This is a genomic window from Actinophytocola sp. KF-1 (assembly GCF_054661535.1).
In genome coordinates, this window is the sequence record NZ_BAAFVK010000012.1 from 339,131 (window position 1) to 361,686 (window position 22,556).

Annotated in this window: 25 protein-coding genes; 11 read left to right on the top strand and 14 right to left on the bottom strand. The window is 72.5% G+C overall.

Features of this window, described 5'->3' with window-relative positions; all coding sequences use genetic code 11:
* Positions 1-36 precede the first annotated feature (36 nt).
* The 4 genes from recG to ACYQ77_RS33420 form a co-directional block, all read right to left on the bottom strand.
* Positions 37-2,223, bottom strand: a complete 2,187-nt coding sequence (recG, locus tag ACYQ77_RS33405) for an ATP-dependent DNA helicase RecG (RefSeq protein WP_459718473.1) — start codon at positions 2,221-2,223, stop codon at positions 37-39.
* Between the two features lie 49 nt (positions 2,224-2,272).
* The gene (trxA, locus tag ACYQ77_RS33410; RefSeq protein WP_459718476.1) at positions 2,273-2,593 is read right to left on the bottom strand and encodes a thioredoxin; all 321 of its coding nucleotides are present in this window, start codon (positions 2,591-2,593) and stop codon (positions 2,273-2,275) included.
* 1 nt (position 2,594) lies between these two features.
* A complete protein-coding gene (locus ACYQ77_RS33415) occupies positions 2,595-2,963 on the bottom strand; it encodes a MerR family transcriptional regulator (protein WP_459718478.1) in 369 nt (122 codons plus the stop codon).
* Positions 2,964-3,843: 880 nt separating this feature from the next.
* Entirely contained in the window at positions 3,844-5,496 is a 1,653-nt protein-coding gene (locus tag ACYQ77_RS33420) for a DAK2 domain-containing protein (protein ID WP_459718481.1), read from the bottom strand.
* 167 nt (positions 5,497-5,663) lie between these two features.
* Between ACYQ77_RS33420 and rpmB the strand changes: the two genes are divergently transcribed.
* Positions 5,664-5,855 carry a 50S ribosomal protein L28 gene (rpmB, locus tag ACYQ77_RS33425; protein ID WP_459718484.1) on the top strand — a complete coding sequence of 64 codons (192 nt, stop codon included), beginning with the start codon at positions 5,664-5,666 and terminating at the stop codon, positions 5,853-5,855.
* 12 nt (positions 5,856-5,867) lie between these two features.
* Here rpmB and ACYQ77_RS33430 read toward each other — a convergent pair whose 3' ends face one another.
* Positions 5,868-6,944, bottom strand: a complete 1,077-nt coding sequence (locus ACYQ77_RS33430) for a helix-turn-helix transcriptional regulator (RefSeq protein WP_459718486.1) — start codon at positions 6,942-6,944, stop codon at positions 5,868-5,870.
* Positions 6,945-7,058: 114 nt separating this feature from the next.
* Between ACYQ77_RS33430 and ACYQ77_RS33435 the strand changes: the two genes are divergently transcribed.
* Positions 7,059-7,415 carry a YybH family protein gene (locus tag ACYQ77_RS33435; RefSeq protein WP_459718489.1) on the top strand — a complete coding sequence of 119 codons (357 nt, stop codon included), beginning with the start codon at positions 7,059-7,061 and terminating at the stop codon, positions 7,413-7,415.
* Positions 7,416-7,484: 69 nt separating this feature from the next.
* On the opposite strand, the gene ACYQ77_RS33440 is transcribed toward ACYQ77_RS33435, so the two are convergent.
* From ACYQ77_RS33440 to ACYQ77_RS33455, 4 genes are read right to left on the bottom strand one after another with little or no spacing between them, the layout of a single operon-like run.
* The gene (locus ACYQ77_RS33440) at positions 7,485-8,162 is read right to left on the bottom strand and encodes a uracil-DNA glycosylase (protein ID WP_459718492.1); all 678 of its coding nucleotides are present in this window, start codon (positions 8,160-8,162) and stop codon (positions 7,485-7,487) included.
* Positions 8,163-8,184: 22 nt separating this feature from the next.
* Positions 8,185-8,706 (bottom strand): gamma carbonic anhydrase family protein, encoded by a 522-nt coding sequence (locus ACYQ77_RS33445; RefSeq protein WP_459718495.1) that lies wholly within the window; start codon positions 8,704-8,706, stop codon positions 8,185-8,187.
* Positions 8,688-9,152: a GNAT family N-acetyltransferase gene (locus ACYQ77_RS33450; protein WP_459718565.1), complete on the bottom strand. Its 465-nt coding sequence runs from the start codon at positions 9,150-9,152 to the stop codon at positions 8,688-8,690. Before ACYQ77_RS33450 ends, ACYQ77_RS33445 begins: the two co-directional genes overlap by 19 nt.
* 32 nt (positions 9,153-9,184) lie before the next feature.
* On the bottom strand, positions 9,185-10,162 hold the full coding sequence (locus ACYQ77_RS33455; RefSeq protein ID WP_459718497.1) for a thiamine-phosphate kinase: 978 nt from the start codon (positions 10,160-10,162) through the stop codon (positions 9,185-9,187).
* A gap of 102 nt (positions 10,163-10,264) precedes the next feature.
* Between ACYQ77_RS33455 and ACYQ77_RS33460 the strand changes: the two genes are divergently transcribed.
* Both ACYQ77_RS33460 and ACYQ77_RS33465 read left to right on the top strand, forming a co-directional pair.
* Positions 10,265-10,498, top strand: a complete 234-nt coding sequence (locus tag ACYQ77_RS33460; RefSeq protein ID WP_184812379.1) for an Lrp/AsnC ligand binding domain-containing protein — start codon at positions 10,265-10,267, stop codon at positions 10,496-10,498.
* Positions 10,499-10,517: 19 nt separating this feature from the next.
* Positions 10,518-11,072 (top strand): DUF3515 domain-containing protein, encoded by a 555-nt coding sequence (locus ACYQ77_RS33465; protein WP_459718501.1) that lies wholly within the window; start codon positions 10,518-10,520, stop codon positions 11,070-11,072.
* Here the strand turns inward: ACYQ77_RS33465 and ACYQ77_RS33470 are convergent.
* Together ACYQ77_RS33470 and pdxR are read right to left on the bottom strand one after the other, a co-directional pair.
* Entirely contained in the window at positions 11,065-12,162 is a 1,098-nt protein-coding gene (locus tag ACYQ77_RS33470) for a D-alanine--D-alanine ligase family protein (protein ID WP_459718503.1), read from the bottom strand. The two genes, ACYQ77_RS33465 and ACYQ77_RS33470, sit on opposite strands and share 8 nt — an antisense overlap.
* An 11-nt stretch (positions 12,163-12,173) precedes the next feature.
* Positions 12,174-13,556, bottom strand: a complete 1,383-nt coding sequence (gene pdxR / locus ACYQ77_RS33475; protein WP_459718505.1) for a MocR-like pyridoxine biosynthesis transcription factor PdxR — start codon at positions 13,554-13,556, stop codon at positions 12,174-12,176.
* 71 nt (positions 13,557-13,627) lie between these two features.
* On the opposite strand from pdxR, the gene ACYQ77_RS33480 reads away from it, so the two are divergent.
* Positions 13,628-14,302, top strand: coding sequence for a pyridoxamine 5'-phosphate oxidase family protein (locus ACYQ77_RS33480; RefSeq protein ID WP_459718507.1), 675 nt, complete (start codon positions 13,628-13,630; stop codon positions 14,300-14,302).
* Here the strand turns inward: ACYQ77_RS33480 and ACYQ77_RS33485 are convergent.
* On the bottom strand, positions 14,268-14,723 hold the full coding sequence (locus ACYQ77_RS33485; protein WP_459718510.1) for a cysteine dioxygenase: 456 nt from the start codon (positions 14,721-14,723) through the stop codon (positions 14,268-14,270). The genes ACYQ77_RS33480 and ACYQ77_RS33485 overlap by 35 nt on opposite strands.
* 240 nt (positions 14,724-14,963) lie before the next feature.
* On the opposite strand from ACYQ77_RS33485, the gene sigK reads away from it, so the two are divergent.
* Genes sigK through ACYQ77_RS33500 form a run of 3 tightly spaced genes read left to right on the top strand, consistent with a single transcriptional unit; the run spans position 14,964 to position 16,291 of the window.
* Positions 14,964-15,563 (top strand): ECF RNA polymerase sigma factor SigK, encoded by a 600-nt coding sequence (gene sigK, locus ACYQ77_RS33490; protein WP_459718568.1) that lies wholly within the window; start codon positions 14,964-14,966, stop codon positions 15,561-15,563.
* Complete coding sequence (locus ACYQ77_RS33495) at positions 15,563-15,916, top strand: anti-sigma factor (protein WP_459718512.1); 354 nt, start codon at positions 15,563-15,565, stop codon at positions 15,914-15,916. The genes sigK and ACYQ77_RS33495 overlap by 1 nt, the downstream gene beginning before the upstream one ends.
* 9 nt (positions 15,917-15,925) lie before the next feature.
* Entirely contained in the window at positions 15,926-16,291 is a 366-nt protein-coding gene (locus ACYQ77_RS33500) for an anti-sigma factor (RefSeq protein WP_459718571.1), read from the top strand.
* A 62-nt stretch (positions 16,292-16,353) separates the two neighbouring features.
* On the opposite strand, the gene ACYQ77_RS33505 is transcribed toward ACYQ77_RS33500, so the two are convergent.
* A complete protein-coding gene (locus ACYQ77_RS33505; RefSeq protein WP_459718514.1) occupies positions 16,354-17,361 on the bottom strand; it encodes an NAD(P)H-dependent glycerol-3-phosphate dehydrogenase in 1,008 nt (335 codons plus the stop codon).
* Positions 17,354-18,097 (bottom strand): lysophospholipid acyltransferase family protein, encoded by a 744-nt coding sequence (locus ACYQ77_RS33510; RefSeq protein ID WP_459718516.1) that lies wholly within the window; start codon positions 18,095-18,097, stop codon positions 17,354-17,356. Before ACYQ77_RS33510 ends, ACYQ77_RS33505 begins: the two co-directional genes overlap by 8 nt.
* An 81-nt stretch (positions 18,098-18,178) precedes the next feature.
* On the opposite strand from ACYQ77_RS33510, the gene cofC reads away from it, so the two are divergent.
* Genes cofC through ACYQ77_RS33525 form a run of 3 tightly spaced genes read left to right on the top strand, consistent with a single transcriptional unit; the run spans position 18,179 to position 21,893 of the window.
* Positions 18,179-18,820 carry a 2-phospho-L-lactate guanylyltransferase gene (cofC, locus tag ACYQ77_RS33515; RefSeq protein ID WP_459718519.1) on the top strand — a complete coding sequence of 214 codons (642 nt, stop codon included), beginning with the start codon at positions 18,179-18,181 and terminating at the stop codon, positions 18,818-18,820.
* The gene (locus tag ACYQ77_RS33520) at positions 18,821-21,010 is read left to right on the top strand and encodes an RNA degradosome polyphosphate kinase (RefSeq protein ID WP_459718522.1); all 2,190 of its coding nucleotides are present in this window, start codon (positions 18,821-18,823) and stop codon (positions 21,008-21,010) included.
* Between the two features lie 4 nt (positions 21,011-21,014).
* Entirely contained in the window at positions 21,015-21,893 is an 879-nt protein-coding gene (locus ACYQ77_RS33525) for an NUDIX hydrolase (protein ID WP_459718523.1), read from the top strand.
* Positions 21,894-22,556 lie beyond the last annotated feature (663 nt).

A 22,556-nucleotide genomic window follows, 5' to 3' on the forward strand; every position in this document is an offset into this window, starting at 1 on the left:
GCACCCGGACGGGTCACCGGCACGGCGCAGGGGAATTCACGCCTTTTCGAGATATTCGGCCTTGGTGCCGGAAACCAGCGACGCGACCATCGACGCCAAACCGGGGTAGTCGGCCAAATCCGGCGACCTGGACACGAGATCCTGCGCCTCGGTCCTTGCCTCGGCGATCAGCTCCTCGTCCCGCAACAGGGAGAGCAACTTCAGCGCCGACCGCTTGCCGGACTGGGTGGCGCCGAGGATGTCGCCCTCGCGCCGCATCTCCAGGTCCACCCGCGCCAGCTCGAAGCCGTCCAATGTGGACGCGACGGCGTCCAGGCGTTCTCGGGTGGCCGTGCCCCCCAGCGTTTCCGTGACGAGGAGGCACACGCCCGCGGCCTTGCCGCGGCCGACCCGGCCACGCAGCTGGTGCAGCTGCGACACCCCGAACCGGTCCGCGTCCATGATCACCATGGCGGTCGAGTTCGGCACGTCCACACCGACCTCGACGACCGTGGTCGCCACCAGGACGTCGACCTCGCCCGCGGCGAACGCCCGCATCACCACGTCCTTCTCGTCGGCAGGCAGCCTGCCGTGCAGCAGTGCCAGCCGCAGCCCCTTGAGCGGGCCCTCGGCGAGCATCTCCGCCACCTCGACCACCGACAGCGGCGGGCGGCGGCCGTCGTCGGAGTTCAGGTTCACGTCCTCCGCGGACTCCTGGTCGCCGATCCGCGGGCACACCACGTACGCCTGGTGCCCGGCGGCGACCTCCTCCCGGATCCGCTGCCACGCCCGCTCCAGCCACGCGGGCTTCTCCGCCGCGGGCACCACGGCCGTGCTGATCGGCGACCGGCCCGCGGGCAGCTCCCGCAGCGACGACGTCTCCAGGTCGCCGTACACGGTCATGGCGACCGTGCGCGGGATCGGTGTGGCCGTCATGACCAGCACGTGCGGGCTGCTGTTCTCGCCCGCGCGCGTGCGCAGCGCGTCCCGCTGCTCGACGCCGAACCGGTGCTGCTCGTCGACCACCACGAACCCGAGGTCGGCGAACTGCACGGTGTCCTGGATCAGCGCGTGCGTGCCGACGACGATGCCCGCCGCCCCGCTCGCCGCGTCCAGCAGCGCCTGCTTGCGCTGCGCGGCGGGCAGCGAGCCGGTGAGCAGCGTGATGCGCGTGGCCTCCTCGGCCGCGCCCAGCTCCCCCGCCATCGCCAGGTCACCCAGCATGTTCGTGAGCGACCGGGCGTGCTGCGCGGCGAGCACCTCCGTCGGCGCGAGCAGCGCGGCCTGCCTGCCCGCGTCCACGACCTGCAGCATCGCCCGCAGCGCCACGATCGTCTTGCCGGACCCGACCTCGCCCTGCAGCAGCCGGTTCATCGGGTGCGCGACCTCGAGGTCGGCCGCGATCGCCTCGCCGACCTCCTGCTGGCCCGCGGTGAGCGTGAACGGCAGCCGCTTGTCGAACGCGGCGAGCAGCCCGTCGTCGCGGCGCTTGCACTCCGGGGCGGGACGCGAGACCGCGCCGTGCCGCCGCTGCGCGAGCGCCAGCTGGACCGCCATCGCCTCGTCCCACTTCAGCCGCTCGCGCGCCGCGTGCACGCCGGGCCAGTCGGACGCGGTGTGGATCTTGCGGATGGCGTCGTCGTAGTTCGACAGGCCCCGGCGCTCCCGGAGGTCCGCGGGCATCGGGTCCTCGATCTCGTCCAGCATCGACAGCACCTGCCGCACGCACTTCGCGACCTGCCACGACTGGATCGACGCCGCGGCCGGGTACACCGGGATGAGCCCGGTGAACTTCTCGACCGTCTCCGCGGCGCCCGCCGCGTCGCCCTCGACCTCCTCGGTGAGCAGCTGGTAGTCGGGGTTGGTGAGCTGCAGCTTGTTCCGGTACCGCGACACCTTGCCAGCGAACAGCGCGTTCGTGCCCGGCGTGAGGGCGCGCTTGTGGTGCCGCTGGTTGAAGAAGGTGCACTCCAGCGTGCGGTTGCCGTCGGTGATGACGACCTCGCTGATCCACCCGGAGCGCTGCCGCATGCGCCGCTCGTTGAACGACTGCACGCGCGCCATCACGGTCGCGTGCTCGCCGATCTCCAGCCCGGCGATGTCGGTCAGCTCCCCCCGTTCGGCGTACCGCCGGGGGAAGTAGCGGACCAGGTCACCGACGGTGTGCAGGTCCAGAGCGCCGGCCAGCGCCTTGGCCGACTTGGCGCCCACCGCCGCCTCGAGTTTGCTGTCCATGGAGACCATCGAGGCGATTATGTCGCGCCGCACCGACAATCGTGGGACGCCCGGGCCGTCAGCGGCCGGACAAGGCCCCGTCCAGCTCGGTCAGCAGCCGCGCCTTCGGCTTCGCGCCGACGATCGTGTGCACCGGCGCCCCGCCCGCGAACAGCAGCATCGTGGGCAGGCCCATCACGTGGTACCGCTGCCCGATGGCCGGGTTCTCGTCGTAGTTCACCTTCACGACGTCCAGGTCGTCCCGCTCGGCCGCGATCTGCTCGAGCACCGGCGCGACCATGCGACACGGTCCGCACCACGTCGCCCAGAACTCCACGAGCACCGGCTTGTCGTGCCCGAGCACCCGCGCGTCGAACGTCTCCTCCGTGACCGATTCCACGTCAGTTCCCCTCTTCCCTGCGGAGGTGCGCGGCCGCGAGCTTGGCCCGCAGCTCGTCCCGCACCACGTTCAGCTGCGCGAGGTACGCCTCGACCTCGGCGATCTTGCGGCGGTACACGGCGATCGCGTCCGGGCACGAGTCGCCCTCCTCGTTGCCCGCGCGCAGGCACTCGACGAACGGCCGGGTGTCCTCCAGCGCGAAGCCGATCTCGCGCAACGTCTGGATCTCCCGGACGACCCGCAGGTGCGACTCGTCGTAGTCCCGGTAGCCGTTGGTGCGGCGCGGTGCGTCGAGCAGGCCGCGCTCCTCGTAGTAGCGCAGCGCCTTCGTGGTGGTGCCCGCACTGCTCGCGAGCTCGCCGATCCGCATACGACCGACTCTAAACATTCCCCCCGACGGGAAGGCCAGCGCGAGATGGGAGGGAGCCTCGACCGGGTTCGCGGCGGTCCGTTCGCGCTGGGTCAGTCGGCGTCACTCCGCGCGCCGCGCGTGGCGCAGCGCTGCGCCCGCTCGCGCAGCGGGCATCAGCCCGGAACGCGGTGCCACTGCACACGCGGGTACTACGCGCCCGCCCCGCGAAGCTCGGCGCAAACCCACCACACGATTGCCTACCTGCTGTCCCGGGGAACTGCCTGGCCCGACGCGCGTCGCTCACAATCGAGTGGCTCCACCAGCGGCACGCTCCCACGCGGGCGCTGCGCGCCCGGCCCGCGCAACGGGCATCAACCCGGAACACGGTGCCACTGCACACGCGGGCGCTGCGCGCCCGCCCCGCCAAGCGGGACGCAAACCCACCACACGGTTGCCTGCCTGCTGTCCCGGAGAACTGCCTGGCCCGACGCGCGTCGCTCACAATCGAGTGGCTCCACCAGCGCCAAACTCCCCACGCGGGCGCTGCGCGCCCGCCCCGCGCAGCGGGCATCAACCCGGAACGCGGTGCCACTGCACACACGGGTACTACGCGCCCGCCCCGCGAAGCGGGACGCAAACCCGCCACACGATTGCCTACCTGCTGTCCCGGGGAACTGCCTGGCCCGACGCGCGTCACTCACAATCGAGTGACTCCACCAGCGCCAAACTCCCCACGCGGGCACTACGCGCCCGCCCAGCGCAACGGGCCTCGTCACGCTGCACTCCGCGACCGGCACTGACCGAGACCAGTCCAGGAACTGCCATTCACCCGCGGCGAACGCCCGTCCCTCGCGCGCGACATTGTCGGTGGTCGGTGGCACGCTCCGTGGCATGACCGTCACTCCACGCCGAGCACCAGCACCGCGTTGCGTTGTCCGCCCTGGTAGACCACCAGTTCGGTCTCCGGGTGGACGCGCCGGAGGTAGTCCTCGAGCTCCGTAGCCAGCTCGTCGGGCGCGTCCGCACCGAGCAGGGCGGTGACCAGCTCACCGCCGACGGTCAGCATGCGCGACACCACACCGCACGCCGCGCGGTCGAGCGCGTCGACGCCGGGCGGGCCCGGCTCGATCAGCATCACCTCGCCGTCGGCGAAGCCGAGCACGTCACCGGCCTCGCACGCGCCGATCCACGTGATCGCGGCCTCGGTCGCCACCACGACCTCGCCGCGCCTGGTGGCCGCCGCCGCCTCGGCCATGGCCACGACGTCGTCGCTCGCGCGGCGGCGCGGGTCGTGCACGGCGACGGCCGACAGCACCTGCACCGGGGACGCGCACGGCACGACGACAACGTCCTGGCCGGCGGCGACCGCGCGGATCGAGGCCTCGTCCGCGGCCTCGACGAGCCCCGGGTCGGCGGGCAGCACGGTCACGTGCGCGGCCGCCGTGCCGGTGATGGTCTCCAGCAGGCGGTGGGCGGTGTCCTCGCCGTCGGTGTCGTCGACCCGGCTGACCGTGACGCCCTCGCGGATCAGCAGGTCGGCGAACTCGGTGCTGCGCGACGGCACGACCACGGCCCGGTCCTTGGTGAACCGGCTCGCCTCCGGCGACGGCGCGTCGGCGAACCGGGCGACCCGGATCTGCCTCGGCCTGCCGACGTCGACACCCGCCTCGATGGCGGCGCCGATGTCGTTGCAGTGGACGTGCACGGTCCACAGCCCGGCGCCGTCCCCGACGACGGAGACGGAGTCGCCGAGGCCGACGAGCGCGTCCCGCAGCCCGTCGGCGGCACGGTCGTCGGGGACCTGTTCGAGCAGGTACATGACCTCGTACGCGAACGCGTCCGAGCCGGACTCACGGGAGGTGTACAGCGAGCTCTCCTGCGGGCGGGCCACCCGCTCGGCGTTCGCGCGCTGCGCGGCGGCGAGCGCGGCGGGCTGCCCGGTGAGCACCGCGAGCAGCGCGTCGAACAGCACGACGACCCCGCGGCCCCCCGCGTCGACGACCCCGGCGTCGGCGAGGACGGCCAGCTGGCGGGGCGTCTCGTCGAGCGCGGCCGCCGCGGCGGTGGCGGCCGCCTGCGCCACGTCCTGCAGCGCGTCGGACGGCTCGGCGGCCGCGGCGTCGGCGGCCGCGCGGAAGACGGTGATCATCGTGCCCGGGACGGGCTCGGCCATGGCGGCCACCGCCCGGTCCGCACCCGCGGCCAGCGCGGCCCGCAGGCCGGGGCCGAGGACGGCGTCGGTGCCGGCGAGCGCGTCGGCGGCACCCCGCAGGAACTGGGAGACGATCACCCCGGAGTTGCCGCGCGCCCCGGTCAGCGCACCGCGGGCGAGCACGGCCACGGCGGCCCCGGCGTCGGCGCGTGCCTTCGCGGGCGCCCGCAGGAGCGCGTCGAGCGCCGCGCGCATGGTGTGCAGCAGGTTGGACCCGGTGTCGCTGTCGGCCACCGGGAAGACGTTGATGCTGTCGATGACCTCGCGATGCGCGTCGAGTGACTGCACGCAGGCCACGGCCCAGCGCCGGACCTGGGCGGCGTCGAGCGCCTGCAGCATCACGCCTCCCGACGGTGGGTCTGGCCGGTCACCGGTAGAGACTAGTGGGGTGGTTTGGCGGCCCGGATCGCGAGCCGTTACCCTGTGTTTGCCAGCCTGGCGTGAGCCGGGCCGCGCGAGCTTGCTGGCCGGTCGGCCAGTTTCCACTGTTGAAAGGAGTGCCTGACGTGGCTGCCGTCTGCGACGTCTGTGGCAAGGGGCCAGGCTTCGGCAAGTCGGTCTCGCACTCGCACCGGCGTACGAGCCGCCGGTGGAACCCGAACATTCAGACCGTGCACGCCAAGGTCGGCGTCTCGCAGCGCAAGCGTCTGAACGTGTGCACCTCCTGCCTGAAGGCAGGCAAGGTCACCCGCGGGTAGAACCGAGCGCCACTAGTACATCGAGCCGGGCCCTGGCACCGCCAGCGGCCCGGTTTGCTGTGCCCGGACCAGGCCCGGGTCCATGAACAGCCGTGCGACCAGCTCGGTCCTGCTGCGCACGGCGAGCTTGCCGAACACGCTCTTCACGTGGTCGCCGACGGTGTGCCGGGACAGGTTCAGCGCCCGGGAGATCTCGGCGTTGGTGTGGCCGTCGGCGAGCAGGCGGACGATCTCCCGCTCCCGCGTGGACAGGCCGTAGGCCTCGACGACCAGGCGCGCGATGTCCGCGGGCCGGGTCGGCTCGACGACGACCGAGACGAGCGGGCCGTCGGCGCACCGCTCCGCGTGCAGGGTCAGCCAGCCGCCGCCGCGTGCGCACACCTGGGCCCGTGCGGCCGCCCCCGTCGTGTGTGCCTGCCGCGCGACCCTCGCGACGTGCCAGTCGGCGTCGCCGAGGCCGCTCAGCCTGCGTTCGGCGGTCGCGGAGCGGTGGTGCACGCGCTCGGGGCGTTCCGGGTCGACGATCAGGACGCCGGGGCCGAGGTCGTCGTGCCGGGCGTCGACGGCGCCGAGCACGAGGGTGCGGCGGATGCCGTCGGCGATCGTGCGTCCCAGGGAGGCGACGAACCGCAGCTCGCCCGCGGAGAAGTCGGGTGCGTCGCCACCGCGGAAGAGGTTCAGCATGCCCCACGGCACCCGCCGGTCCCGGACGACGACCCGCAGCTCGCGGGCGAGCCCGAGGGGGCGCAGCACGTCCCGGTAGCGGGCGCTGCGCGCCGGGTCGCCGCCGGTGGCCTGGTCCAGGGTCGCGGCGCCGACCGGGTCGCGGGCGAGCACGGGCACCGCGTTGACGTCCTGCCCGCCTGCCTCGATCTCGAAGAACCGGGCGATGACCTCGGGCGCGGGCCGGAGGTCGTGGTGGGCGAAGGTCTCCTGCAGCGTGACGGGGTCCAGGCCGTTGAGGCAGTGCGCGTCGATCGGCACCGCCCGCGCGAGACCGTCCGCGACCTCGGCGAACATGTCCGGCAGGGACCGGGCCGTGGCACAGGCGTGCTCGATCGCCGCCCTGGCCGTGTCACGCGCGCTCATCGAACGCCAGTATCGCCGAACCGCCCACCACGGGAGAACCCCCGCGAACACGGGATGGCACCGCCTGCCCGCCGCCGCTCAGGATCGGCGCAGAACGAGCAGAGGAGGTCCCCCATGCCCGCCACCGACCCGGCCCGGATGCACGACATGTTCAGCGCGGCCGTGAACGCCAAGGACGCCGACGCGCTGGTCGCGCTGTACGAACCGACGGGCACCGCGGTGCACCTGGACGGCTCGGCCCGCACCGGCGAGCCGGCGCTGCGCGCGATGGTCGAGGAGCTGCTGTCGACGATCGAGCACATCGACGGCACGACCCGCAAGGTGATCGTCGCCGGCGACATCGCGCTGACGTCCGTCACGTGGCACGCCCGGCTGAGCACCGGCGAGGCGGCGGGCGGCACGACCGCCGAGGTGGTGCGGCGGCAACCGGACGGCACCTGGCGCTGGGTCATCGACGACCCGGCCTTCTGACCGGGCCGCCTGAACGGCGCGTCCAGGACACCGGCAAGCCCGCCCCGGCAGCGGGGCGGGGCCACGCCGTTACGGGAGCTTCCAGTCGATGGGCGACGCGCCCTGCTTCTCCAGCAGCTCGTTCGCCCGGCTGAACGGGCGGGAGCCGAAGAAGCCGTTGTGCGCGGACAGCGGGCTGGGGTGCGCGGACTCGATGCACGGCACCGGGTCCAGCAACGGCTTGAGGTTGCGGGCGTTGCGGCCCCACAGGATCGCCACCAGCGGGCCACCGCGCGCGGCGAGCGCACGGATCGCCTGCTCGGTGACCTCCTCCCAGCCCTTGCCCTGGTGGGAGTTCGGGCGGCCGGGCTGGACGGTGAGCGCCCTGTTGAGCAGCAGCACACCGCGTTCGGTCCACGGGCCGAGGTCGCCGTTGGACGGCATGGGGTGGCCCAGGTCCTCGCAGTACTCCTTGTAGATGTTCACCAGGCTCTTCGGGAGCGGGCGGACGTCGGGCGCCACGGAGAAGCACAGGCCGATCGGGTGGCCGGGCGTCGGGTACGGGTCCTGGCCGACGATCAGCACCCGCACCTCGTGGAACGGCTGCTTGAAGGCACGCAGCACGTTCTCCCCGGACGGCAGGTACTCGCGGCCCGCGGCGATCTCCGCGCGCAGGAACTCCCCCATGGCAGCGATGCGGTCGGCGGCGGGCGCGAGCGCTTCCGCCCACCCGGCCTCGACGATCTCGTGCAGCGGTCGTGCGGTCACCCGGGCGACTTTATCGCCACCGTCAGGAGAGCCTGCGCAGCCCTGCCTTGTACAGGGAAACCCGCTGCACGTAGTTCTCCACGATGCCCGACACCATGTCCGCGGGCACCTCGTAGCCCTCGCGGACCTTCGCCGGGACGCCCAGTGCCATGCGGCGGGCGGGCAGGTGACCGTTGAACGACATCACCGCGCCCGCGCCGAGCACCGCGCCGTCCTCGACCACGGATCCGTTGAGCAGCACCGAACCCGACGCGATCATGCACCGCTCGCCCACGGTCGCGCCCTCGATGTGCGCGTTGTGGCCGACGACCGAGTCCGCGCCGATGACCGCCGGGTGCCACGCGGTGCAGTGCACGACCGTGCCGTCCTGCACCGACGTCCGCGCGCCGACGGTGATCGACCCCGCGTCGCCGCGCAGCACCGCCTGAGGCCACACCGACGCGAACGCGCCGATCGTGACGTCACCGATCACCGTCGCGTCGGGGTGCACGTAGGCGTCCGGGTGGATGTCCGGTTCCTTGTCCCCTAGGGCGTAGACGGGCACGCGACCTCCAACGACTTCCCGAGGTGCACCGCTTCCGGCGCCTCGGCGTAGTACCCGAACGCCGGTACCGGCGTGTACCCGGCGGACCGGTACAGCGCGATCGCCTCCGGCTGCCTGCTGCCGGTCTCCAGGATCAGCCTGGTGTACCCGGCCGCGCCGGCCGTCCGCTCCAGCTCCGCGAGCACCGCCCGCGCCAGGCCGCGGCCACGGAACGACGGCCGCACGTACATCCGCTTCAGCTCGACGTCGTCGCCGTGCGCCCGCCAGCCGCCGCACGCGGCCGGCTCGTCGTCCGCGTACGCCACGAGGAACAGGCCCCGCGGCGGGGCGAACTCGGCCGGGTCGACCGGCGTCAGGTCCACCTCGCCGTAGCGCACCACGTACTCCTGCTGCACGTCCGCGATCAGCGCCACCGCGTCCGGGTGGTCGTAGGTCCGCACTTCGATCCGCACGCAGGCGATTCTGACAAACGACGCGGTCACCGGAAATGCTGCCAGCCGGTGCCGCCCGCATACGTCCCGCCGTCGACGGTGACCGCACTTCCCCTGGTCACGGTGCCGATCGTGCGCCAGCCGTCCGGCACGGCGGCCGGTTCGGGGAACGTCGCGGCCAGTGCGTGATCCTCGCCACCGGTCAGCACCCAGTGCACGGGGTCGGCGCCGAGGGCGGTCGCCACGTCCACGAGCCGCTGCGGCACCTCCAGCAGGTCGGTGCGCACGTCGATGGCCACATTGGACTCCTCGCAGAGGTGGCCGAGGTCGGCGAGCAGCCCGTCGGAGACGTCGATCATGGCGGTCGCCCCGGCGAGCGCGGCCTGCGGACCGGCCTCGTACGGCGGTTCCGGCACCCGGTAGGCGCCGACGACCTGCACCGGCGACCGGAACCCGCGGCCGAGCACGGCGAGCCCGGCGGCCGACCAGCCGAGGCGGCCCGCCACCGCGACCACGTCGCCCGGCATGGCACCACCCCTGGTGACCGGCTCGCGTCCCTGTAGATCACCCAGTGCGGTGACAGAGATCACGATCTCGCTCGCGGTGACCACGTCGCCACCCACGAGACCCGCGCCCGCGCGGCCCGCCTCCTGCCACATGCCCGCCGCGAGCGCCTCAGCCACCTCGGCCTTCGTGGTCTTCGGGCAGGCGAGGCCGACGAGCAGCGCGGTGGGCACCGCACCCATGGCGGCGATGTCGGCCATGTTGACCGCGATCGCTTTGCGCCCAACGTGTTCCGGCGTCGACCAGTCGAGTCTGAAGTGGACGCCCTCGACCAGCACGTCGGTGCTGGCGACCACCCGCCCGTCGGCCGCGGCGACGAGCGCGGCGTCGTCGCCGGGTCCGATCAGGGTCGTCGGCGGCTGCCTGCGCCCCGCCGTCACCCGCCCGATCAGCCCGAACTCACCCACGTCCGCGACGGTCTCGGGTGGATCATGAGCTGGGCCTCCTCTATTGTCGGCCACGACACCTCCGATAGTCGGATCCCCAAACGATCCAGAACTGCGGTACCTTTTGCTGCTCACGTTCCTACCTCTTGAGTCCAGCTAGACACGAAGGGGCGCGCCGTGGTCCACGCATACATCCTCATCCAGACCGAGGTCGGCCAAGCCGCCGCGGTCGCCGCGAAGATCGCACAGATCCAGGGTGTGACGACCGCGGAGGATGTCACCGGGCCCTATGACGTGATCGTCCGGGCCGAGGCCGACAACGTCGACCTGCTCGGCCAGCTGGTCGTGGCGCGCATCCAGAACGTGGACGGGATCACCCGAACCCTCACCTGCCCGGTCGTCCACCTCTGACCCGTGCTGTAGTTGGGGCGTGTCCGAGCAACCCCTGTCCCGGGTGACCCTGTTCGTCGCGGCGGGCATCGCCGCGGTCCTCGTGGTGGGCGTCATCGTCGCGAGCAAGGTCCTCGGCGGTGCCGACGGCGGCGGCACGGCCACGCCGGCGACCACGCCGTCGGCCCGCTCCGGCCCGCTCGCGCTGGCCGGGGTGGACGCACCGGACGCGGACGGACCGGAGTGCGCCAAGCTCGCCGAGGCGCTGCCCGCGACGCTGCCGAGCAAGGGCGCGGAGCTGGCACGCCTCCCGCTCGCCGATCCCGCTCCCCCGGCCGCGGCCGCGTGGGCCGGCGACCGCGGCGAGCCGGTCGTGCTGCGGTGCGGGCTGCCCAAGCCGGCCGAGTACGCCCCGACCGCGCAGCTGCGCACCATCTCGAAGGTGAACTGGCTGCCGGTCGAGGGCGAGGGCGCGAGCACCTGGTACACGGTCGACCGCACGGTGTACGTGGCACTGACGATCCCCGACGACGCGGGCACGGGTGTGGTGCAGGAGATGTCGGCGACGATCGCGAAGGTCCTGCCCGCTACCTGAGGCCGGTGCCGCGGGCGATGGCCGTGTCGATCAGGGTCGACAGCAGGGTCCGGTAGTCGACGCCGGTGACGGCCCACATCTTCGGGTAGGCGGACGTCGGGGTGAAGCCCGGCATCGTGTTCAGCTCGTTGATGATCAGGGTGCCGTCGGCGCCGACGAAGAAGTCGACGCGGGCCAGGCCCTGGCCGTCGAGCGCGTGGAACGCCTTGACCGCCATGGCGCGCAGCCGCTCGGTGATCGCGTCGTCGAGTTTGGCCGGGATGTCCAGTTCGGCCGTGTCGTCGAGGTACTTGGTCTCGAAGTCGTAAAACTCGAGCGAGTCGTCGAGGATGCGGATCTCCGCGGGCAGGGACGCCTCGACGTGGCCGTCGGGGAACTCCAGCACGCCGCACTCGACCTCGCGGCCGACGATCATCGACTCCACGAGCACCTTCGGGTCGATCTCGCGGGCCTTCGCGATGGCGGCGTCCAGCGACGCCCAGTCCGAGACCTTCGTGATGCCCGTCGACGAACCCGCGCGGGCGGGCTTCACGAACACCGGCAGCCCGAGGCGGTCCTTCTGTTCGTCGGTCAGCGTCACGTCCCCGCGGTGCAGCACCTCGTACGGCCCGACCGGCAGGCCCTCGGCCTTGAGGAGCTTCTTCGTGAACTCCTTGTCCATGGCCACGGCACTCGCCAGCACCCCGGCGCCCGCGTACGGCAGGCCGACCATCTCCAGCAGCCCCTGGATGGTGCCGTCCTCGCCGTAGGCGCCGTGCAGCACCGGGAACACCACGTCCACAGCGGACAGGACCTCGCCCTCCCGCCCGCGTTCGAGCACCACGAGGCTCGCCGACGACGGGTCCGCGGGCAGGGTCAGCGCGGTGCCGGACGTGATCCTCGGCAGCGTGCGGCCGTCGATCGCGAGGGTCGCGGGGTCGGCCGGGCCGAGCACCCACGAGCCCTCCGGCGTGATGCCGACCGGCAGGACCTCGAACCGCTCCGGGTCGAGGTTCCCGAGCACGCTCGCCGCGGACACACAGGACACCGTGTGTTCCGTGCTCTGCCCACCGAACACCACTGCGACGCGGATGCGCTCTTGGCTGGCCATGGCTCGCGACCCTACCCGGCGCCCGGTCCGGCCAGCTCGACGAGCACCGGCAGCGCGCGTTTGAGCTGGTCACGGGAACAGGCGGCATAACCGAGCGCGACGCCGAACCACCGCGCCCTGCCCACGTGGTGGCGGGCGAGCCCGTCGAGCAGCAGCCCCCGCTCCAGCGCGGCGCGGACGAGCGCGCGTTCGTCGTCGGCGGTCGGCACCGGGACCACGACGTGTGCGCCCGCGTCGTCGCCGAGCACCCGGACCCCGCCCGCCACGAGCGCCTCGACGACCAGCGACCGCCGTTCCGACAGCTCGCGCCGCAGCCTGCGCAGGTGCCTGCCGAGGTCACCGCCGCGGGCCAGCTCCACCACCACGAGCTGACCGGCGGGCGCCGGGCCGATGCCGGTCGCGTCGCGGTGCGCGAGCACGGCCGTCACCACCGGCGGTGGCGCCACCATCCAGCCGATGCCGAGCGTCGGGGTGAGGATCTTGCTGGTGGTGCCGAGGTGCACGACCACGTCGGGCGCGAGCGCGGCCAGCAGCGGCAGCGGCGCGACGTCGTAGCGCAGCTCGCCGTCGTAGTCGTCCTCCACCACGAGCCAGCCCTGGTCGCGGGCCCGTTCCACGAGCGCGACCCGCCGGGCCGCGGACATGCGGCCGCCGAGCGGGTACTGGTGCGCGGGCGAGCAGTACACGGCCCGCACGTTCGCGGGGATCGCGTCGACGAGCAGCCCGTCGGCGTCGACGGTCGCGGGCACGACCCGCAGGCCCGCGGCACGCAGCGCCCCGACCGCGCGCTGGTAGCCGGGTTCCTCCACCGCCACCATGTCGCCGGGCCGCAGCACCGCACGCCCCAGCTCCGCGACCGCCGAGCTGGTGCCCGACGTCGCCAGCAGCACCTCGCTGTCACCGACGCGCAGACCGCGGTGGCGCAGCAGGTGTTCCGCGACGGCCGCCCGGTACTCCGGCAGCCCGGCCCGCTGCGGCCGCACCATCGGCGTCACGTGCGAGGCTGCGCGCCACGCCCGCCGCCACGCCGCCTGCTCGATGCCCTCCGCCCACGGCGAACCCGGGGTCAGGTCGACGACGTCGTCCCGCCCGGTGTCGCGGCGGGCGGGCCGGCGGTCGGCGCGCAGCGTGCCCGGTGGTGACGTGGTGACGTAGGTGCCCGACCCGTGCCTGCCCGCGATCCAGCCCTCGGCGTGCAGCTGCTCGTACGCGGCGGCCGTGACCGTCCTGCTGACCCCCAGCTCACCGGCGAGCGCGCGGGTCGACGGGAGCCGGTCGCCGCTGCGCAGCCTGCCGTCGCCCGCGGCCGCGCGGAGCTGTTCCGCGAGCTGCACGGCGAGCGGCGTCGGCGACTCCCGGTCCAGCGTCACCGGCAGGACGGGTGTCTCGGCCATGAAAGTGGCCTCCCGGAATCGAGGGGTCGTGGCCCTTCAATGATGCCACTCCACTCGTCACAGTAAGGGACGTGACGCTCTCACCCACTGAACGCAGCACCATCCGCCGCGGCAAGAACCGGGCCGTGACCGACCGCGCCGCCTTGAAGCAGGTGCTCGACGCGGGGATCGTCTGCCACCTCGCGTTCGTCACGCCCGACGGCCACCCGGTGGTCGTGCCGACCGGCTACGGCCACGAGGACGGCACCCTCTACGTGCACGGGTCGACCGGCGCCGCGAGCCTGCGCGGCGGCACGGACGCCGAGGTGTGCGTGAACGTGACCCTGCTCGACGGGATCATCTACAGCCGCGCGGTGTTCCACCACTCCGTCAACTACCGCTCCGCCACCATCCACGGCGTCGCGCGGCAGGTCACCGACCCCGACGCGAAGCTGCACGCGCTGCGCGTGATCACCGAGCACATCGCGCCCGGCTCGTGGGACCACGCGCGCGGGCCGAGCAAGCAGGAGTTCGCGAAGACCGCCGTGCTGGCGCTGGACCTGCACGAGGCGGCGGTGAAGATCCGCACCGGCGGGCCCGGCGAGGAGCCGGAGGACCTGACGCCGGAGCGCGTCGGCGCGAGCTGGGCCGGGGTGCTGCCGCTGGTGCGGTCCTGGGGCACGCCGCAACCGTGCGAGCACCTGCCGGAAGGCTTCGAGGTGCCGGACTACGTCAGCCTGCGAGCCGGGCAGGACGGGCCGCAGTAGGCACAGCGCGCATGGTGCGGACCGACCGGTAGACGTGCAGGCTCACCGCGGGGTCCGGGCCGTCGTTGCGCACGTGGTGTGCGTACCCCGGCCCGAACACCCGGGACTGGCCCGCCGACAACGACAGCGCGACCCCGCGGTGCAGCACGTGTTCGGTCAGCGTGCCGGAGAGGATCGTGAACGCGCCGGTGGCGTCGCCGTGGTCGTGGTCGTCGGTCTCCTGGCCGGGCAGCCAGCTCATGAGCCAGATCTCCTGCTCGCCGGTGGCCGCGACGCGCACGGCGAACCGCTCGTCCGGGTCGTAGCGGAGCAGGTGGGCCCACGTCGCGCGGTCGGCGGCGTACGCACGGGCGATCAGCGCGGGGTGGACGGTCGGGGCGACGGAAGAGGACGCGATGGTGCCTGCCGGAACGGCGAACATGGGAATGACTTTCTCGGGAGTGCGGTAAAGGCGCGGGAACTCACCGAGACTGACACAGCGCGCTGGCGGCACGGCGGAGCGCGACGTAGCCCCGCCTGCGGTTCAGCACACTCGTCAACACGCGAACAGGAAACCACCCGCCGCGCGGGTGCGGCAACCGCGTCCAGAACGTGGGATCCTGGACGGCAATCCGGGCACGCACCGGCTCCGAAAGCTCTTGTGAGACGAGAGCGGGTGGACATGGGCGAACGGGCACAACGGGTGCGCAGGGTGCGGGAGGCACGCCCCGAACCGGCGAAGGACGTCGGCGCCGAGCTGATGCTGCGCGTCGCGCGGGGCGACGAGGCGGCCTTCGAGGAGTTGTACGACCTGTTGGTCGGGCCGGTGTTCGGCCTCGTGCGCCGGGTCGTCCGCGATCCGGCGCAGTCGGAGGAGGTCGTGCAGGAGGTCATGGTCGAGCTGTGGCGCAGCGCCGCCCGGTACTCGCCCGAACGCGGCAGCGCCACCACGTGGGCGATGACGCTGGCGCACCGGCGTGCCGTCGACCGCGTGCGGTCCGCCCAGGCCGCCGCCGACCGCGACGCCACCATCGGCAGGCGCGACGTGGACCGGCCGTTCGACGAGGTGTCCGAACAGGTGACGACCCGGCTCGAACAGGAACAGGTGCGCCGCTGCCTGCGCACGCTCACCGACCTGCAGCGGGAGTCGGTGCTGCTCGCCTACTACGGCGGCCGCACCTACCGGGAGGTCGGCGAGCTGCTCGACACGCCGCTGGGGACGATCAAGACGAGACTGCGGGACGGGCTCATCCGGCTGCGCGACTGCCTGGGGGTGGCCTGATGACGACGGCTGACATCCACGCGCTGACCGGTGCGTACGCGCTGGACGCGGTGTCCGGTGCGGAACGCGAGGCGTTCGAGCGGCACCTCGCCGAGTGCGAGTCGTGCACGCAGGAGGTGCGGGAGCTGCGGGAGACCGCGACCCGGCTGGCGCTCGCCGCGACCGAGGACCCGCCGCCCGAGCTGAAGGGCAGGGTCCTCGACCGGATCCGGACCACGCGCCAGGAACCGCCGAGGACCACGGTGACCCCGCTGCGCAGGCGCGGCACCGGGCTCGCGCTGAAGCTGACGAGCGTCGCGGCGGCCGTGCTGTTCGTCGCTGCGGTCGCGCTGGGCGTGGTCGTGGTGCGGTAGAACGACCAGCTGGCACAGACCAGGGCGCAGGCGGCGGAGATGTCGGAGATCCTGCGTGCGGGCGACGCCAAGGTGGTGACCCTCGACGAGGGCGGCAAGGGCAGGATGACCGTGGCCATGTCCCGGTCGGAGAACCGGATGCTGGTCCTGACCGAGGGCTTGACGAACCCGCCGGACGGCAAGGACTTCCAGGTGTGGACCGGGCACGGCGGCACGATGGTCTCGGCCGGTTTCCTGAACCCCGAGAACGGCGAGGCGCTGCTGGAGATCTCCGGGTTCGGCGACGCCGACGCGATCGGCGTGACCCTGGAACCGGACGGCGGCTCGGACACCCCGACCCTTCCCGCGCTCATGCAGGTCGCGCTCCCCGCGTGACACCGGTGCCACGCAGCCGCTTCCGGGACGTCGGGCGTCCCGGAAGCGGCTTCGAGCACAGGTCAGCGTTCCGGCTTGGTCTTGCGGCCGATCAGCTCGCCCGCCATCTCGCGCGGGTCGAAGCCGTCGTGGCACACCCGGTGCACCACCTCGGTGATCGGCATCTCGACGCCGTGGCGCAGCGCCAGCTCCCGGATCGACGAGCAGGACTTCACGCCCTCCGCGACCTGGCCGTGCGCGGCGGCCTGCGCCTGCGCGACGGTCTCGCCGCGACCGAGCCGCTCCCCGAAGGACCGGTTGCGCGACAACGGGGACGAGCACGTCGCGACCAGGTCGCCGAGCCCGGCGAGGCCCGCGAACGTCAGCGGGTCCGCGCCCAGCACCTCACCGAGCCGCGCGGTCTCCGCGAGCCCGCGCGTGATGAGGGTGGCGAGCGTGTTGTCGCCGAACCCCAGCCCGCCCGCCATGCCACAGGACAGCGCGATCACGTTCTTGCAGGCGCCTGCCAGCTCGCAGCCGACCACGTCCGTGTTGGTGTACGGGCGGAAGTAGCCCGTCGTGCACGCCCGCTGCACGGCGACGGCCCGGTCGTGGTCGGTACACGCGACCACCGCGGCGGTCGGCTGCTCGGCGGCGATCTCCCGCGCGAGGTTCGGCCCGGTCACCACCGCCACCTGGTCCTCGGGCACCCCCATGACCTCGGTGATGACCTCGCTCATCCGCTTGAGCGTGCCCAGCTCCACGCCCTTCGCGAGGCTGATCAGCGTCGAGGACGGGTCGATCAGGGCGCGCCACGCGGTCAGGTTGTGCCGCAGGCTCTGGCTCGGCACCGCCAGCACCACGTCGGTGGCGCCGTCGAGCGCCACCGACGGATCCGATGTGGACTCGAGGTTCGCGGGCAGCGTGACGCCCGGCAGGTAGTCGGGGTTCTCGCGGCGCTCCGCGACCGCCTCGGACACCTCGCGCCGCCGCGCCCACAGGACCACGCTCGTGCCGGCGTCGGCGAGGACCTTCGCGAACGTCGTGCCCCACGAACCGGCCCCGAACACCGCGACCCGCATGTCACCCATCGGCGCCCGCGGCCTTCCGCTTCGCCTTGGCCGGGTTGTAGAACTCGGTGGGCGCCTGCTCGCCGCGCAGGCCGGCGAGCTGGTCCCGGACCCGCGTCATGAGGAACAGCGTCACGTCGCGCAGCAGGCGGTTGTCGATCTCGCGGCCCTTGAACTCGGACAGGTCGACCGGCGCGGAGACGTCGAAGGTCACCTTCTTGCGCGGGAACGGGCGGAACTTCCTCGTGTACGCGTTGAGGATGTCCCTGGTGCCCCAGCGGGCGGCGGTGAGCACCGGGATGTCGTGCTCGAGGCACTCCAGCGCGAGCCGCGCGACGCCGGTGCGCGACCGCATCGGCCAGCCGTCGGGGTCCTTGGTGATCGTCCCCTCCGGGTAGATCACGACCAGCTTGCCGTCCCGCAGGGCCTGCCTGGCCGCGACGAGGCTGTCGCCCGCGTTCGCCCCGTCCCGGTACACGGGGATGCTGCCCGCGCCGGAGATCATGTGCTTGAAGACGGGCATCCGGAACAGGCTGTCCTTGGCGAGGAACCTGGGCACCCGGCCGTTGCGGTGCACGAACACCGCGTCGACGGGCGGGTCGAGGTGGGAGATGTGGTTCATCACCAGCAGCACGCCGCCCGTGCGCCGCACGTGCTCCGCGCCGGTGGCCTTCGTCCTGCCGAGCCAGGCGATCGGGTAGAAGACCACCGCCGTCACCCACACCCAGAAACCGCTCTTCTCCAGTCGCCTCGGCACCTGACCTCCTAGTCCGCGTTTTCGATGAGTGAGTATGCCCCGGCGGCGGCGCGTGGCCGCCGGGTCCTGCACGATGGGTGCGTGGAGCGTGGAGCAGACCTGGTCGTGCCGATCAAGCGGCTCGACCGCGCGAAGTCACGGCTGCGTGGCGCGGTGCCCCCGGACCAGCACGCCGAGCTGGTGCTGGCGCTGCTGGTGGACACCGTGACGGCGGCGATCTCGGCCGACGGCGTGCGGCGGGTGCTGGTGGTGTGCGAGGACGAACGGGTCCCGGCCGCGCTGCTCGGCACCGGCGTCGAGTGCGTCGACCAGCGCGGCCTGCCCGGTCTGAACGCGGCGCTGACGTTCGGCGCCGAGGCGCTGCGCACACCCGCGAGCACGGTCGGTGCCCTGCAGGCCGACCTCCCCGCGCTGCGGCCCGCCGACCTGTCGGCCGCGATCGAGGAGGCGGCGGGCAGGCGGGCGTACTGCGCGGACCGGCCCGCCACCGGCACGACGCTGCTCCTCGCCGCCCCGGGTGAGCCGCTGAACCCGCGGTTCGGCCCGGGTTCCGCCGGCGCGCACGCGGCGACCGGCGCGGTCCGCGTCGGTGCGGGCCTGCCGTCGCTGCGTTGTGATGTGGACACCGAGGACGATCTCGGCGCCGCGGCCGGACTGGGCCTCGGTGTGGCGACGGGAAAGTTCACCCGCTCGTTCGACCAGTGGTGCACCACCACGCCATAAATGCTGGACAATGAGGTTGTGAGCACCGAGACGAGCCCTGAGCAGACCACCGAGGCCGAGCACGCGGAAGCCGTGCCGGAACCGCGCCCCCTGCCGTCCTCGCCGCCCGCCGTGACACCGTCGGAGACGGTCACCGACCTGCCCGACGACCGGTACCTCAACCGGGAACTGTCGTGGCTGGACTTCAACGCCCGGGTGCTCGCGCTCGCCGAGGACGCGTCGCAGCCGCTGCTCGAGCGCGCGAAGTTCCTCGCGATCTTCGCCTCGAACCTCGACGAGTTCTACATGGTGCGCGTCGCGGGTCTCAAGCGCCGCGACGAGACCGGGCTCTCCGTCCGCAGCGCCGACGGCCTGACCCCGAGGGAACAGCTCGCCTACATCTCCAAGCGCAACCAGGAACTCGTCGAGCAGCACGCGGCCGCGTGGGAGAAGCGGCTGCGGCCCGCGCTCGCCGAGCAGAACATCCGGATCGCCCGGTGGGCCGAGCTGACCGACGAGCAGCGCGAGCGGCTCACCAAGTACTTCAACGACCAGATCTTCCCCGTGCTCACACCGCTCGCGGTCGACCCGGCGCACCCGTTCCCCTACATCTCGGGGCTGTCGCTGAACCTCGCGGTGACCGTGCGGGACCCGAGCGGCGGCGGTGAGCGGTTCGCGCGCGTCAAGGTGCCGGACAACGTGTCCCGGCTGGTGCCCATCGACCAGAAGCGGGAGGACCGCAGCGCGCTGTTCCTGCCGCTGGAGGCGCTGATCGCGGCGCACCTGGACAACCTGTTCGCCGGCATGCAGGTCACCGAGGTGCACGCGTTCCGGGTCACCCGCAACGCCGACCTCGAGGTCGAGGAGGACCAGGACGAGGACCTGTTGAAGGCGCTCGAGAAGGAACTGGCGCAGCGCCGGTTCGGGCCGCCGGTGCGGCTCGAGGTCGCCGACGACATGAGCGAGCACATGATGGAGCTGCTGCTGCGGGAGCTGGAGGTGGACCAGCACGACGTGGTGGTCGTGCCGGGACTGCTCGACCTGTCGTGCCTCTGGCAGCTCCACGGTGTCGACCGGACGGACCTGAAGGACCCGCCGTTCGTGCCCGCGACGCACCCGGCGTTCGGTGAGCGGGAGACGCCGAAGAGCGTGTTCGCGACGCTGCGCGAGGGCGACGTGCTGGTGCACCACCCGTACGACTCGTTCTCCACGAGCGTGCAGCGGTTCATCGAGCAGGCCGCCGCGGACCCGAAGGTACTTGCCATCAAGCAAACGCTGTACCGCACGTCCGGCGACTCCCCCATCGTCGACGCGCTGATCGACGCGGCGGAGGCGGGCAAGCAGGTCGTGGCGCTGGTGGAGATCAAGGCGCGGTTCGACGAGCAGGCGAACATCAAGTGGGCGCGGACGCTGGAGAAGGCGGGCGTGCACGTGGTGTACGGCATGGTGGGGTTGAAGACCCACTGCAAGACGGCGCTCGTGGTGCGGCAGGAGGGTTCGGTCATCCGGCGCTACTGCCACATCGGCACCGGCAACTACAACCCGAAGACCGCGCGCCTGTACGAGGACGTCGGCCTGCTGACGGCGGAACCGTCGATCGGCGCGGACCTCACGGACCTGTTCAACGTGCTGACCGGGTACGCGCGGCAGGACAAGTACCGGTCGCTGATGGTGGCGCCGTACGGGATCCGCCGCGGCATCGTCGAGCTGATCGATCGGGAGACCGAGCACCTGCGGGCGGGCAGGCCGGCCGGGATCCGCATGAAAATCAACAGCCTCGTGGACGAGCAGGTGATCGACGCGCTGTACCGGGCGTCGCAGTCGGGGGTGCCGGTGGACATCGTCGTGCGCGGCATCTGCGCGTTGAAGCCGGGCATCGAGGGGCTGTCGGAGAACATCCGGGTGCGGTCGATCCTCGGCCGGTTCCTCGAGCACTCCAGGGTGTTCCACTTCGTCGGGTCGGACGAGCGCTGGCTGGGCAGCGCCGACATGATGCACCGCAACCTGGACCGCCGCGTCGAGGTGCAGGTGCGCATCACCGACCCGAAGCTGGCCGCGCAGCTGGACGCCATGTTCGAGTCCGCGCTGGACCCGGCGACCCGCTGCTGGGTGCTGGAGCAGAACGGCGACTGGACCGCGTCACCCGCCGAGGGTTCGTCGGTGCGGGACCACCAGGCGCAGATGCTCGCCGGGCACCGGACCCTCGGCTGACGGGATGGCTCACGAGATCGCCGCGGCGGGGGCCGTGGTGTGGCGACTGCGTGAGGGCGTCGTCGAGGTGGCGCTCGTGCACCGCGAGCGGTACGGCGACTGGACCCTGCCGAAGGGAAAGCTCGACCGCGGCGAGACCACCCGGGTCGCGGCGCACCGGGAGGTGCGGGAGGAGACGGGCGCCCGCGTCGCGCTGGGCCGGTTCCTCGGCCGCACCCGGTATCACGTCGACGCGGACCGCAAGGTCGTCGACTACTTCGCCGCCCGGTACCTGGACGGCGAGTTCGCCCCGTCGGACGAGGTGGCGGACCTGCGCTGGCTGCCGGTGCCCGATGCCATGGCTCGCCTCACGTACGACCGCGACCACCCGGTGCTGGCGGAGTTCGCCGCCCACCCGGCCGACCTGACCACCCTGCTGCTGGTGCGCCACGCGAAGGCGGGCAGCCGAGCCCAGTGGGACGACGCCGACGAGCTGCGGCCGCTGTCCCACAACGGCGAGAAGCAGGTGGCGCCCGTGCGCACCCTCGCGGCGGTGTACGGCGCGACACGTGTGTACGCGGCCCCGCTGGTCCGCTGTGTCCGCACGGTGGCCCCGATCGCGGCGGACCTCGGCGTGCCGGTGGCGGAGGAGGAGCTGATGGCGGAGCGCAAGTACGAGGGCATGGCGGAGGCCGCGCAACGCCGCCTGGTGGAGATCGCAGGCGAGGGCGGCGTTCCCGTGGTGTGCAGCCAGGGCGGCGTGATCCCGGACCTCATTTCCCGCGTCGCGGCGGAGTCCGGGGCGACGCTGCCCAAGCGGGTGGAGAGCAAAAAGGGCAGCGTGTGGGCCCTGTTCTTCGCGAAAAGCCACCTCGTGGCGGCGGACTACATCCGGGTACCGTGATTCACAACGCTTTCGCACACCTGTCCGATGTAGCCACTACGAAACCCCTTTCCCCGAACCATCACAGCTCTATTCGAAAGGGCTGTCGGCCCCTCGGCCTGGCCCGAAAATGCACACGCCCCTCACCGAGGCCACCTGCCCCGGGCGATGCGATTCACCCGATGGTGCGGTGACATTCCAGCCTCCCGCGAGCCCGAAGCAGGGCGCAACCCCCTCACCACGAAGGCGTGCCTGCCCTCCCGTCGACCTGGCGAAGCCCGATCACACCGGGAGGTCGACGGGATGGCAGGCAGACCACTCAACAGCAGTCCTTTGCCAAACCAGCCCCGTGCCCGACCCGCTGCCATCCCGGAGACCAGCCCGTCCGGCGAGGCCCCCGGAGGGAGAACCCACAACAAGGCAAACCGACAAGCCCAGGAAAGACCCCGCCGACAGTGCGGGACCCCTTCGTCATCACAGCCGCGAGAAGGGCCCGCCCGAAGGGGCAGGCCCCGTCCTCAATGTCCGGTCTGGGAATGCCGAAGGCCGCCACCCCGGTCAGGGGTGGCGGCCTTCGGCGTGGGTGTTCTGTTGTTACTTCTTCTTCGCGGCGCTGGTGCGCTTGGCGGCCGTGGTCTTCTTCGCGGCCGTCGTCTTCGCCGGGGTGGCCTTGGCCGTGGTCCG